Source organism: Flagellimonas alvinocaridis (genome assembly GCF_004916895.1).
GTDB lineage: Bacteria > Bacteroidota > Bacteroidia > Flavobacteriales > Flavobacteriaceae > Flagellimonas > Flagellimonas alvinocaridis.
On record NZ_SNTZ01000003.1, the window covers coordinates 174,231 to 188,399 of the forward strand.

Here is a 14,169-nt window from a genome sequence, read left to right on the forward strand (position 1 = left end):
TTATATTGAAAAGCAGGAACATCAGGAACATCAGTAGGGAATTGCTCTCGGACAATTGGTACACTTTGGAAAAAGTGACTTTTGAATATTTGCGTGACGATGGTGAATGGGAGACACAGGTTCGCGAGGCCTATGATCGTGGCAATGGTGCGGTTATCTTACTGTACAACGCTCAAAAAGGAAAAGTGGTACTTACACGGCAGTTCCGTATGCCCACCTACTTGAATGGGAATGAAGATGGGATGATGATCGAAGCTTGTGCTGGACTTTTGGAGAAGGGCAATGCCGAGGAGACCATTAAAATGGAAGTGGAAGAGGAGACAGGATATAAGATAGACAAGGTGAAAAAAATATTTGAATCGTATATGTCCCCAGGGTCGGTCACTGAGATACTATACTTTTTTATTGGGCAGTATACAGACGCCATGAAAGTGAGTGAAGGTGGTGGGGCCGAGGACGAAACTGAAAACATAGAAGTTTTGGAAATGGATTTCGATAAGGCCCTGCGTATGGTGGAAACAGGTGAAATCAAGGATGCCAAAACCATAATGTTGCTCCAATATGCGCAAATACACAATTTGCTCAATACCTAAGATATAACTCCTTTAAGGTGTTGTACATGGTTTTTCGAATTTCCTTGGAAGAAATTTTAAAATGATTGTTCATGAAACTAAAGATGAGCAATTTTCCTGACCTTGTCTTTACATAACCACTCAAGTTGTAATTGTTTCCAAATGACCCTGATTTGGCATATAAGAAAGGCTCTGTTGTGGGATCTTGCCACTCTTTTACCGTACCGGACGGTCCCCAAAGGGGTACAATCCCGAACAGACGCTCTTCAGGAACCTCACGGTGTAATTTTTCAAGTATTTCAACAAAGGACCGAGGTGTAAAAAGATTATATCTGGATAAACCTGAACCATCTACCCATCTGGGCTTTTGACTTAAATCGCTATAATCGTTCTCGAACATATGTTCTATGGCCACTTTGGTGCCTAATGTATCCGAAACGGTTGAAGAGGCAGCCACCAGCAATTGTTCGGCTAAAAAATTATCGCTTTTGAACAGCATTTGCTTAAAAATGGAATCGGTCTCCATGCCATAAAGCGTTTGTTTAGGTACATCTGGAAAGTCGTCCACTAGCGTAATTTCCTTTCCCAATGCAATTTCCAATAGTTGTTTGGTAAGCTTTTTACTGGTCATATAAGGAACTTCCAAAGTGTCTGTTTCCGAAGGGCTGATAAAAAATTCATTGGCAAATTCAGTTCGTCTTTTTGGAGCTTCAGCCACAATTACATTTTTGGAAAAATAAGACGGAGAAACGCTCAAACTGTCCGCAATGGAAAGAGTGACCACATTTGCATATAAGGGAATCGGCCCTTTTTCTGGTGAAAAATAGGTGTCATAGTCTTCCCAAGCCCAACCGGGTCCGTATCTGTCTTCTTCAATATTCCCGAGATAAAGAGCAATGCTCCCTTGTTTTTTTAGCCAATTAATAGCTGTAGTGTCTTTTAAATGGGGGTGCAACCATGAGGGGTCTCCGGTTCCTTCCACAAAAAGGGTATCGTTGGCAACAGCATATTTTAGGGTTGGGATGTTTTTCGGAAGCATTTTAACCCCTGTATAAAAAGTAACGAGCTTGGTGTTGCTGGCAGGAAGAAAATAACGATCCCCATTTACATCATAAATAGTCTTTTTGGTTTTAGCATCAATCACAACCAAACCATGAAACGAGTTTTCAAGAGGTTCAATTTTTAAATTGGCATTGATGCTTTTCTTTATGGAAGTACATCCGGTAAGCCAGATAAAGCAGAGTAAAATACTATATATCAGTGGTTTGAAATTTAGATGCATAAGGTCATTTATCGAATTTAACACGAATTTATCCAATTTTTAACTGGGGGCGGAGTTATTCAATTAAGATTTTTTCTAAATTAGTTGTGCAACCATTTAATCCAATTTAATCAAAATTCAATGCCCAGAGCTATGTTAGATTACACCAAAACAATCCTACAAAAGGTCAGTTTTGATGCCAAACTCTTCGCGAAAGAATTGAAGAAAGCTGTTTCAAGGCTATTGCCAAGTGAAATAGAAGAACTTAAAATCTGGTTACAATTCTATATTTTGGATAAACCAGAATTACAACCCACACTATTATTGTTAAAAGCATAATCTAAAACAAGGGCCGCTGAAAAGCGGCCCTTTTAGTTTTTGGCCAAGGGACTAATGATTTTTACATCCTGAAAGGCGATGGCTCCGCGAACGATACCCGAAATGACTTCTTTCAAAGCATCGGTAATCTGTATCTTAAGCTCGCTTTTGTGGTAGATCAGACTAATTTCCCGTGCAGGGGATGGGCTTTTGAAAGGCTTTAAATTTTGTTTTTTGGCAGCATCCAATTGAACAGTGTTCAGGTAGGGGAGCAAGGTCATGCCCATGCCTTCATCTGACAAACTCACCAAGGTTTCAAAACTACCGCTTTCAATTTTGAACGTTTCGCCACCTATGTTCTTGGAGGCCTTACATAAATTAATGACCCCATCCCTAAAACAATGCCCATCCTGAAGAAGAAGCACATCATTCACATCAAGATGCTCTGTTGAGAGGAGTTGCTCTTGTGATAATCTATGGTTTTGGGGCACATACCCAACGAACGGCTCATAATAAAGAGGCCGTTCTTTGATAAACTCAATTTCTAGCGGGGTAGCAGCAATCCCAGCATCTAAATGGCCATCCAAAATATTTCGTATCATGACATCTGTGGGCTGTTCTTTGATGATAAGGTTTACCTTGGGATATTTTTTAATGAAAGTGTTCAGGAACATGGGGAGCAGAGTAGGCATTACCGTTGGGATGATTCCTAACGTATAATCCCCGCCTATATATCCTTTGTCCTGGTCCACAATGTCTTTGATGCGTTCCGCTTCGGCAACAATATTTTTGGCTTGGGCCACTATTTTTTTACCTACGGCAGTAATTGAAATAGGTTTTTTGCTGCGATCAAAGATTAGAACACCCAGTTCATCCTCCAATTTTTGTACCTGCATGCTCAAAGTGGGCTGGGTAACATAACTTTTCTCTGCGGCCAATGTAAAATTCTTGTGTTCTGCAACAGCAAGTACATACTGAAGTTGGGTAATGGTCATCAATTATAAATTTGAAGCATAAAAGTATAAAAAACCATCAGTTTAATTTATGGTAGACCTAGATATGTTTCTTTTATGAAATTGAAATAAGCGATTTTGATCAAGCTTGTTTTATGTTGCAAATCCCTATATTTATTTCATCTATAACCTCTTGTAACCGTACAATGACCTCGGCACGACTCATGGATTTGGTGAATTTTTTAAAGGAAGTCCCGTTCTTTTCCGAAGTGGACAAGGTGTCGTTGTTGCAGTTGTGCAAAAATGGGGTAGAGGAGCAGTATCCTGTCAAAAGGACTATTATAAGAAAGGGGGAGCTAGGAGAGGCCATGTATGTTATTTTGGAAGGTCATGTTAGGGTGCATGATAAAGACCATATATATGGAAAGCTCCACAAGGGCGAATGTTTTGGCGAATATGCCTTAATTGACAGCAAACCGCGATCGGTATCGGTCACAGCAGAAGAAGAAACCATTCTATTAAAAATAGAGACCACTCATTTTCAGGAATTGATGGATTCTAACAGTGGATTTGTAAAAGGAATCATGTCCGTTCTCATCAAAAGACATAGGGAGCTGGATAGGGTCCAAGAGCGTTTGGCCTCATCAAAGAAGGAATTGGAATTGACCAACTCCAAGATGACGGGACTCATCAATGGTGCCATGGATGCCATTCTGATGTTTGATGCCAATTTTAGGATATTCTTGGCCAACGACTCTGCAAAAAAGCTACTGGAAAATGATGATGTTGACCAACGGAACGTTCTTTTCTTTTTAGATGAGGAATCAGCTCAGTTGTTGGAATCCATCTGCCAGAACGGGGCTGAAGGCTCAAACACTTATTTGCCCAAGATGGTAAAGATTATTGGATCCAATGGAAAGGAAACCCTCAATGAGGGAACTTTGAGTCATTATGGAAACGATACCGACACCTTTTATACGTTGATTCTTAGGAATATGGAAGATCGGTTGTTGGCTGAAAATAAAATCACCTCCCTGGAAAGCCAGACCGAGTATTTGCAGGAAGAAATCAAGGAGCTTACCCATGACCACGGTATCATTGCGGAACACAGTTCCATGAAAAAGGTGCTGGAGCTCATTCAACAAGTGGCCCAAACCCAAGCTACGGTTTTGGTGCATGGCGAAACAGGTACGGGAAAGGAATTGGTGGCCAGGGCCATTCATGAAGCTAGTGCCAGAAGCAATGGCCCTCTGATTCGGATAAATTGTGGGGCCATTCCAGCCAATTTGATAGAGAGCGAGCTTTTTGGACATGAAAAGGGCGCTTTTACAGGGGCGACCAATATCAGAAAGGGCCGCTTTTTATTGGCGGATAAAGGCACCATTTTTCTGGATGAGATTGGAGAACTTCCGTTGGATCTCCAACCCAAGTTGTTGCGGGTGATCCAAGAGGGGGAGTTTGATCCTGTGGGAAGCTCAACGACCATAAAGGTGAATGTGCGGATCATTGCTGCTACCCATCGGGATTTGTTGAAACTGTCCAAGGAAGGTAAGTTTAGGGAAGACCTGTTCTACCGCTTGAATGTGTTTCCGATTGAAATTCCCGCTTTGCGGGATAGGGGAAGGGATGTTTGTTTGATTGCCGATGATATGATCGGATACTTCTCCAAGAAAATAGGTAGAAAAATCAAACCGCTGACCGTGGTACAGCAGCAATTGTTTTTGGAATATGGATGGCCTGGAAATGTTCGTGAACTTCAAAACCTTATCGAAAGGGCTGTTATAGTTTCCCAAAACGGCGGGATAGATTGGTCTAACATCATTCCAAATTCCAATCCTTCAGAGGAAATGATACCAAAGACCAAGAGTGAATACATTTATACTTCCCAAGAATTGATACAACTGGAAAAGCAGAATATTTTAAACGCCCTAAAGAAATCCCAATGGAAGATTTCCGGGAAAAATGGCGCCGCAGCGCTTCTGGGACTGCGTCCCACCACACTTACCTCCAGAATAAAGGCGCTGGGAATCTCCAGACCGGTCTAAATTAACGAAATCTCGTAAATCTACTAACGAAATCTCATAAATCAACGAAATTTCGTAAGCATTGATCTTTGTGTTCTTGAATTTAAGTAATTGATTTTTAAATTGTTATATTTTTTGGCACGGCAAATGCATCTACTAAGGCAAATGTTAATCAATTAATCTTAAAAATCTAAAAACATGATTACAACAGCAAACATTAAGAACGGAGTAAACGTAGATCAACTAGTAGACACGATCAACGCAGTACAAGAAACCCCAGAATTGGCCAAGTTCGAGTTCAGAGCCAAAAACAACTGGATTGAAGGAGGTCATTGTGTGACCAGCATTCAAGATTACTATGGTGTAGGGCAGGAGCATCCAACCAGAAAAGGAGACTTTACCTTGGAGGCGGACCATGTTGAGGTTCTTTTGGGGAAAGACCAAGCACCCAACCCAGCCGAGATTGTTTTGCACGCCTTGGGATCTTGCCTAACTGGAGCTATGGCCTATCACGCTGCTGCCAACGGTATCGACATTGAAGGTATGGAAAGTACTTTGAGTGGTGAAGCTGACCTTCACGGGTTCTTGGGACTAGATCCAGAAGTACGCAAAGGATACAAGGGTATAACTGTGAAATTCAAAGTGAAGTCCGATGCTTCCGAAGAGCAATTGAGAGCTTTGTCACAATTCTCTCCCGTATTCGATATGATAACCAACCCAACTCCGGTTACCATCGAGTTCGAAAAGTAAGATCAATTAAAAATAAGCCGCCTAAAAATGGGCGGCTTATTTTTTTATCCAACTAACAAAAATTACCTCGCTCCCATGCAAAATCAGAAATACAATATCGTAAATGGAAATCAGGCCGTAGCCCATGTAGCCTATCGTACCAATGAGGTATTTCCCATTTATCCCATTACTCCATCTTCGGAAATGTCTGAACTGGTTGAGGAATGGAGCGCTTACCAACACGAAAATATTTTTGGCAATGTTCCTTCGGTTTTTGAAATGCAAAGTGAAGCCGGTGTGGCAGGGGCTATGCACGGTGCCTTGCAGACCGGATCATTGACCTCCACCTTTACGGCATCACAAGGATTGCTTTTGATGATGCCCAACATGTATAAAATAGCGGGTGAACTTAGCCCGAATGTGATCCATGTGGCCACAAGATCTGTGGCAACACATGCCTTGTCCGTTTTTGGGGACCATAGCGATGTCATGGCAGTTCGGAATACCGGATATGCCCTTTTGGGGTCGGCTTCGGTTCAGGAAGCTATGGATTTTGCACTGATTTCCCAAGCGGCATCCTTGGCATCAAGAATCCCCTTTGTACATTTTTTTGATGGCTTTAGAACTTCCCATGAAGTATCCAAAATTAAAACTGTAACCGATGACGTCATTGGAAGGATGATGGATAAGGATAAAATAAAGTCTCATAAAAACAGAGCCTTGAATCCCAATGCTCCCGTGATTAGGGGAACCTCCCAAGCTCCCGATGTATTTTTTCAGAGCAGGGAAGCGGTGAATGCCTATTACAATGCCTGTCCGGAAATCGTGCAGCAAAAAATGAACGAATTTGCCCAGCTTACCGGAAGGCAGTACCACATTTTTGAGTATGTGGGACATCCCCAAGCAGAACAGGTGATCATTGCCATGGCCTCAGGTACCGAGACTATTGAAACCACTATAGGTCAACTAAATGCCCAAGGTGAAAAAATTGGACTGGTAAAAGTACGATTGTATCGACCTTTCAGTGTGGAGCACTTTATCAAAAGCCTACCGGAGACATGCAAGGCCATTGCCGTTTTGGACCGTACCAAAGAACCTGGTTCCGTAGGGGAGCCTTTGTATTTGGATGTGACCCAAGCTTTGGTGCAAAACCAAGCAAATGGTTTCCTTCCCAAGATCATTGGAGGTAGGTATGGGTTGGGTTCCAAGGAATTTACACCCACTATGGTCAAATCCATCATCTGCAATTTAAAGCAAGAAGTGCCGAAGAATAATTTCACGGTGGGCATTTCGGACGATGTGACCCATTTAAGCCTTCCCAAAGCTGAAATGGAGGTTACCATTCCCTTTGGTGGTCAGGCCTTGTTTTATTCGGTTAAAAATCCAAAAACTTCCGAGCAGTTTAAGAATCTTTTGCAGTATGTGGGAAATACGGAGGGCAAATTTGTACAAGGCTATGAGGAGTGTGACTATAGAAAATCAAGCTCTCGAAATGTGGCCCACTTTCGGGTCTCCAATTCGCCCATAAAAGCACCTTTTTTGGTGTCGAATGCGGATTTTGTGGCCTGTGAAAATCTTCAATTTCTTGAAAAAGACTCTGTCTTGGAGCGTTTAGCCTTTCAAGGGGTGGTCGTGGTGCTATCCGAAGACCAGCCCACTGAAGTGTGGAATGTACTTTCCGAGGAAACCCAAAAGACCATTCAAAAGAAGCAGGTGAAGCTCTATGTGGTCAACAGTGAAAAACTATCGGAATATATAAAGAATAGTGGCGAAAACATTTCCGTTTTGCATGCCAGCTATTTGATGATGGGCAATCCTGTTTCCAACCATCAAATCTTTTCCGTAAGGCGTGAAGAAATTAAAAGAGTGGATACGTCATCCATAGATCAACATATCGAACGGGAATTGAAGGAGGATGAAGACTTTGCCCAAACACTTTTAGGCCGACTTTTGGCTGGTAAAGGGGACGAAGCCCCAGTGAGTCTACTCCCCGTGGATGGAACCTATCCAACGGGAACCTCAATATATAATGATAGGGAACTGGCCAAAGAACTCCCCAGTTGGAACCCGGATCAGTGTATACAGTGTGGTGCATGCAGCATGGCATGTCCATCTGGGGCACTACGCATAAGGGCCTATGACTCCAAAAGTTTAGGGGAAGCCCCTTCACAGTGGAAATCTATGGAAATATTGGCCGAAATGGAAGGGCTCAATCTATTGGATTATACCATTCAGGTAAATCCGGATCAGTGTACGGGTTGTCATAACTGTGTGGATGCTTGTCCTGCCAAAGCCCTTGTAATGACCCATGGTAAATCCCGTTTGGAGCAGGAAAAGGAACATTGGGATTATTTTGATGCCATTCCAGAGATGGACCGAACTAAAATTGATGTTTCCAAAGTAAGTCAACAACAATTGCAGGAACCCCTGTTCAAATACCCCATGGGTGAGGATGGGTGCGGGCAGGCCACCTATTTAAAAGTATTGTCACAATTGTTTGGTGACCGTTTGTTGGTGGCCAATGCCACTGGAGCGAGTTCTATTTTTGGGGGTGCGCTTCCGACTACCCCGTGGAGCAAAACCAAAGAGGGCAAGGGGCCAGCTTGGTCCAACTCCTTGTTTGAAGACAATGCCGAATTTGGTTTGGGTTTTAGGTTGTCTTTGGACCAGCAGGCAATGAAAGCCAGAAGAGGGCTTCAGAGGCTTTCGGGATTTATTGGAGACCAATTGATTCGGGATATTTTAAATGCCAGGCAAACCACCGAGGGTGAAATCAACCAGCAAAGAAATCGTATTGAACAATTGAAGGCCGTACTGAAGAAAGTGCAAATGCCTGAAGCACAACAGTTATTACAGGATGTGGATAGTCTGGTGAAGAAGAGCGTATGGATTGTTGGTGGTGATGGTTGGGCCTATGACATTGGTTATGGTGGGTTGGACCATGTGTTGGCATCCGGAAAGAACGTGAACATTTTGGTGTTGGACAACGAGGTATATTCCAATACGGGCGGACAGATGTCAAAGGCGACACCGTATGGGGCTTCGGCAAGATTTGCTGCTAAGGGAAAATCGAAACAGAAAAAAGATTTGGGGGCTTTGGCCATGCAGTATGAAGACGTTTATGTGGCATCCGTGGCCATTGGGGCAGATCAAGAACAAACCTTGAAGGCTTTTGTGGAAGCAGAACGTCATGATGGACCGTCCATCATTATTGCCTATTGCCATAGTCCGGCTCATGGTATTGATATGAAGCATCCGTCCAAATACCATAAAGCAGCAGTAGCATCAGGACAATGGTTGTTGTATAGGCATGACCCAAGACGGGTTGAAGTGGGTCGATTGCCACTACAGTTGGATTCCGAAGCGCCCCACATACCCTTGTTGAACTATCTGAAAATGGAAGGAAGATTTCAAAAAATGCTTGAAAACGAACAAAGGATAGATGATAGTTGGGTTTCGGTGATGCAAAAAAAGATACAGGATAGATATGTAGGTTATCATGCCATGGCAAACAAAAATCAAGAAGAATCGGTTATGGCATAACCTTCAAGGAAGCCTTCCAAGAAAGGAAGAACAACTATTAACTTTTAAAAATTATCTGTGATGAAAAAAGCATATTTGGGAACATTGACTCCCCTTAGGGGACTGGCAGCCATCTGGGTGGTCATCTATCATTTTGATGAGGTCACTTCTTTTGCGGGTTTGCCCCATCTAATCTCCCGAGAGTCCAGCATGATCCTGGGAAAAGGATATCTTTGGGTCGACTTCTTTTTTATCTTAAGCGGTTTTGTGATTACCCATGTCTATGCCGATAAGTTCAAGGTATTTGGGTTGGATACCATAACCTCTTTTATCAAAGCTAGGTTTGCCAGACTGTATCCATTGCACTTACTGCTACTTTTTTTACATCTCATTTTTTTTGGGTCACTGTTGGTGTTGGCACCAAAAACGGCATCGGATTTTGGGTTTCTATTTCCGCAGGATGGCTTTTGGCTACATCTAGTTTTTGGAGAAACCTTTGGCAACCCGAATGGATTGAGTTGGAATATGCCAGCTTGGTCCATTGGTGCGGAATGGTGGACCTATCTGATTATGGTACCCGTTTTCGTCTGGCTGTTCAAAAAGAGGAATTTGACCTTAGCGGCCTTGTCCATTGTAGGTGTTACACTATTGGTGCTAATTCCTGGATGGCATGACAAGGGAAATATGGATACTACTTGGGAGTTCGGACTTTTTCGTTGCATTTCCGAGTTTTCCATCGGTATATTGGTCTATCAGGCGTTTAAGAGTAGAATTGGCCGAGGCTTCTTTCAAAAGGACGCTGTTGGAGTCGGACTCCTCACCATGGTCGTTGCCTGTATGCATTATGGAGTGGAAGATATTTTTACCGTCGGAGTTTTTGCTTTTGTCATATTAAGTCTGGCCTACAACAAGGGAATGCTGAATCGATTGGCTACATATCGCGCTCCGCAGTTTTTTGGGGATATTTCATTCTCCCTGTATATGTTTCAAGCGCTTTGGCTGTATGGCTACTGGATGGGTATACAATATTGGATGTCCACACACCCTGGTGAAGCTCCTGGCACCATGATGTTATTGATGTTGATGATTTTCATGCTGATTGGCAATAGCCTTAGTGCTTGGTTGTCCTTTAGGTTTTTTGAACAGCCCGCAAGGATATGGATACGGTCTATTTCGTTTAAACAGATTAGATCCAGACTGTCCTACGCCAGAAGATAGGCCCGGAAAGTACTACACCTTATGTTCCGAGGAAGATATATCAATCTTTAAGAAAATAGATCGTATTATTTTTCCTGCATAACGGTACCTGAGGTCCAACCCTCCGGCGCACCGATTACGGCATATTTTTTGGCTTGTTCATTTAAGTATTGAACCACTGTGTCCCCTGGATTTTTGTAGAGGACCCATTGAAAAGCGGTGGACGCTTCATTGAACAGGCCTTTATAAAATGCTTGGATACCCTCTCTGTAGTGCGATAGTGTTTCCAGTTTTAATGAGATGCTCTCGATACTGTCGCCGTCAATACATTCATAAATTTCAATGGCCTTTTGCTTGCCTTTTACCCTCACTTTGCCCAGATATCTAAAATTGAATCCGGAAACATCTTTCATGGTATTGATGCTGTTTTCGCTAATAATGATTTTGGCCCCAAAGTGTTTGGTAACCCCCTCAACCCGTGCTGCACTGTTCACGGTGTCGGCAATTACGGCAGGATCGTTTCTTTTGTCATCGCCAATGATTCCCATGATCAGGGGGCCGGTATGCAATCCAATCCCAATGGATAAAGGTTTGTATCCTTTTTCTTCCACCCTTCTTTTGTTGTAGAGACTAAGGGTACGTTGCATTTCAATGGCGGCATCCAAGGCATTTTCTGGAGATTTGGGAAACAGCGCCATAATGCCATCACCTAAATATTGATTTACAAACCCTTCGTTTTCCTTAATAATTGGCCCCATTCTACCTACATAGGCATTCACAAATTTAAAGTTCTGTTCCGGCGTCATTCCTTCCGAAAGGGAAGTGTAATCACGAATATCAGAAAAAAGAACCGTAACATTTTTTTCAATATGGTCTCCCAGTTTAATGTCGGTAATGGATTCTTTGCCAACGGATTGCACAAATTCCGATGGAACAAACCTGGATGTGGCCCTATGAATGGTGTTCAGGTTAATGTGGGTCTTGATTCGACTCAACAACTCGCCTTTGGAAAATGGTTTGGTCAAATAATCATTGGCACCTGCCTTAAATCCAATCACAAGATCGTTTACCGTGTTTTTGGCGGTGAGTAAGATGATGGGCAAATCACTGGCGGCGTGTTTCATGCGTATATTTTCACATACCTCGTAACCAGACAGGCCTGGCATCATGATATCAAGTAGTATAAGCTGAAACGGCGTATTGTTGTCCAATAATTTCAGGGCCTCCTTACCGGAACTTGCTTCGATGACCTCATATCCGGCTATGGTAAGATGATTTTCCAAAACCCTACGATTGATCGGCTCATCGTCCACAACAAGAATTGTGGGTGATTCCCCTTCCACTTTGGCTACTTTACGTTGTGTGGTTGGCCGTTCGTTTCCCTTAACCATGGGTTGAATATAATCCTGGGCATCTTGGGTTCTTTGTTTGAGCTCTTTTCGGGTGATATTGCTCTTGGGCAGGGTAAATGTAAATATGGAGCCTTTACCCGGTTTGGATTCAACCTGAACGGTTCCTCCGTGCAGCTCCACCAGCTGTTTGGTGACAGAAAGACCAAGTCCTGTACCTCCATAGGTTCTTTGTGTGGACCCATCGCCCTGTTCAAACGAATTGAAAATGGCTTGCTGCTTGTCCTGGGAAATTCCAATTCCAGTATCCGATACCGAGATGGCCACGAAATTGTCCTTGACCTCGGCAAATAGGGTAATGTATCCTTTCTCGGTAAACTTAATGGCGTTGCCAATGAGGTTGTGCATGATTTGCTGTAATCGGTTTTCATCAGCACCCACAGGTGGAATATCTTTTGGGATTGAATTGATGAGCTTTAAATTTTTGTCCTGTAGCAAGGGTTGCGAGAGACGTAGCACAATATTGGATACCGCAAGTATATCTACGGCTTGACGAACCAAGGACAAATCGTTGTTTTTCAATTTTGAGAAATCCAGGATATCATTGACCAAATGGGACAACCGTTTGCCACTACTTGAAATCATATCCAGATTTTCCAGCGCAGCTTTGGGTAGTTTGCCGGCAATGCCGTCCTTCAAGGATTCGGTCAATCCAATAATACCGACCAAAGGGGTACGCAGTTCGTGGGAAGTATTGGCAAGGAACTCATCTTTAAGGGCATCTATTTTTTTGAGTTCGGAAACCCGTTGCTTTTCAATCTCCGTACGTTTGCGTTCTTCCAAAACTGCGCGTTTTTTTTCTTCGTCGGCCTGTTTGACCCGTTGCTCCTGTTTGTACCGATTAAAAGCAAACAAAAGAAATAACACTATGGCCAAGGCAAGCCCAATGACAATATTCCTAAGGATTTTCTGTTGCCGTATCTTCAGTCCGCTTATTTCTGCATCTTTTTGAAGTGCAGTGATGGCATCTTGCTTTTTCTCGGTATCAAACCGTACTTGTAGCTCTTCAATTTGCTTGGATTTGGCCTCATTGAAAAGGCTGTCTTTTATGGCGATGAATCTATTTTTATAATCGAGTGCTTTTTTCAAGTCGCCTTTACTTTCATAAATTCTGGAGAGGATGCCAAAATTTTCCTGAAGCTCTGGCCGTGCCCCAATGGTTTCAGATATGGCTATGGCAGAAAGGATGTTTTTTTCAGCTTCATTGAGTTGGTTCATTTCTAGATTAATGGCACCTATTTGTGTGTAGCTCATGGAGAGTTCCAACTGCTGACCCAATTTTTCCCGTAAAGCCAATGCTCTTTTGTGATGTTCCAAAGATTCGGCATACTTTTTTTGTCGCCCATACACTTTGCCCAATGCTTCATAATCAAAGGCCTTGCCCCAGTCACTATTGGTTTCTTGGTCCAAAACCAATGCTTGGTTAAAGTAGTCCGTTGCCTTTCCATATTCATTTTGAAGCATGTAAGTATCTCCAATATTAAAAAGACAATTGGCCATTTCCGGTTTGTTTCCCAAAGTGGTGAAAATTGCCAAGGCTCTTTGGTAGTGGTCCATGGCTTCGGACACTTTCCCGGTCTTTTTCAGGATTTCCCCCATGGCATTCAGCGTATTGGCAATGCTGAATTGATTGTCATGGGCTTCATAGATTTTTAGAATGTCATAATAGATTCCCAAGCTTTCATCAAAGTTGCCCAGATTATCCAAAATAATGGCTTTTTGGTAAAGCCCGTCCGCCAAGGAAAATGAGTCTTGTTGGGTTCTAAAATGAGTAAGGTAGGCATCAATATGAGTCAAGGCCTGATCATAGTTTCCAATTTGTCGTTCCAAAACAGCATACTGGTAATCTGCCATTGCAATGCCCCAGAACAATTCTTTTTCTTTACTTAACCTTTGAAAGCTATCGATATGTGCCCTGGCCAGAGTGGAGTTGCCCCTATTGTTCAAGTACTCCCAAGCAATGTCCTTTAAGATTCGAATCCGAAGGGAATCAGAATCAACGGAAGTGTATTTTTTTTGGAGACTATCTATAATACCTGTCTGCCCTCCCGCAATGTTGATCGAAAGGCATACGCAAAGTAATATGAAGGCAATGCGTTTAATGGTATTGGTTTTAGGTTGATTAACAGCAAATTAAAGGTAGTGTTTTAAAGTGATGCAAACAAAGTGATGTGTTCAATGTGC

At 42.7% G+C, this 14,169-nt stretch carries 9 protein-coding genes; 6 read left to right on the forward strand and 3 right to left on the reverse strand.

Features of this window, described 5'->3' with window-relative positions:
* Window positions 1–5: 5 nt before the first annotated feature.
* Window positions 6–593: a GDP-mannose pyrophosphatase NudK gene (gene nudK, locus EZV76_RS08320; RefSeq protein WP_136566081.1), complete on the forward strand. Its 588-nt coding sequence runs from the start codon at window positions 6–8 to the stop codon at window positions 591–593.
* Here the strand turns inward: nudK and EZV76_RS08325 are convergent.
* Window positions 583–1,854, reverse strand: coding sequence for a D-alanyl-D-alanine carboxypeptidase (locus EZV76_RS08325; RefSeq protein WP_136566082.1), 1,272 nt, complete (start codon window positions 1,852–1,854; stop codon window positions 583–585). The genes nudK and EZV76_RS08325 overlap by 11 nt on opposite strands.
* 120 nt (window positions 1,855–1,974) lie before the next feature.
* On the opposite strand from EZV76_RS08325, the gene EZV76_RS08330 reads away from it, so the two are divergent.
* On the forward strand, window positions 1,975–2,172 hold the full coding sequence (locus EZV76_RS08330; protein ID WP_136566083.1) for a hypothetical protein: 198 nt from the start codon (window positions 1,975–1,977) through the stop codon (window positions 2,170–2,172).
* Between the two features lie 32 nt (window positions 2,173–2,204).
* On the opposite strand, the gene EZV76_RS08335 is transcribed toward EZV76_RS08330, so the two are convergent.
* Window positions 2,205–3,146, reverse strand: coding sequence for a hydrogen peroxide-inducible genes activator (locus tag EZV76_RS08335; RefSeq protein ID WP_136566084.1), 942 nt, complete (start codon window positions 3,144–3,146; stop codon window positions 2,205–2,207).
* Between the two features lie 164 nt (window positions 3,147–3,310).
* On the opposite strand from EZV76_RS08335, the gene EZV76_RS08340 reads away from it, so the two are divergent.
* From EZV76_RS08340 to EZV76_RS08355, 4 genes are all read left to right on the forward strand, one after another.
* A complete protein-coding gene (locus EZV76_RS08340; protein ID WP_161594396.1) occupies window positions 3,311–5,149 on the forward strand; it encodes a sigma 54-interacting transcriptional regulator in 1,839 nt (612 codons plus the stop codon).
* Window positions 5,150–5,326: 177 nt separating this feature from the next.
* Window positions 5,327–5,878 (forward strand): OsmC family protein, encoded by a 552-nt coding sequence (locus tag EZV76_RS08345; protein ID WP_136566086.1) that lies wholly within the window; start codon window positions 5,327–5,329, stop codon window positions 5,876–5,878.
* A 75-nt stretch (window positions 5,879–5,953) separates the two neighbouring features.
* Window positions 5,954–9,400, forward strand: coding sequence for a 4Fe-4S binding protein (locus EZV76_RS08350; protein WP_136566087.1), 3,447 nt, complete (start codon window positions 5,954–5,956; stop codon window positions 9,398–9,400).
* 60 nt (window positions 9,401–9,460) lie between these two features.
* A complete protein-coding gene (locus EZV76_RS08355; protein WP_136566088.1) occupies window positions 9,461–10,597 on the forward strand; it encodes an acyltransferase family protein in 1,137 nt (378 codons plus the stop codon).
* A 65-nt stretch (window positions 10,598–10,662) separates the two neighbouring features.
* On the opposite strand, the gene EZV76_RS08360 is transcribed toward EZV76_RS08355, so the two are convergent.
* Complete coding sequence (locus EZV76_RS08360; protein WP_136566089.1) at window positions 10,663–13,839, reverse strand: ATP-binding protein; 3,177 nt, start codon at window positions 13,837–13,839, stop codon at window positions 10,663–10,665.
* Window positions 13,840–14,169: the final 330 nt, after the last annotated feature.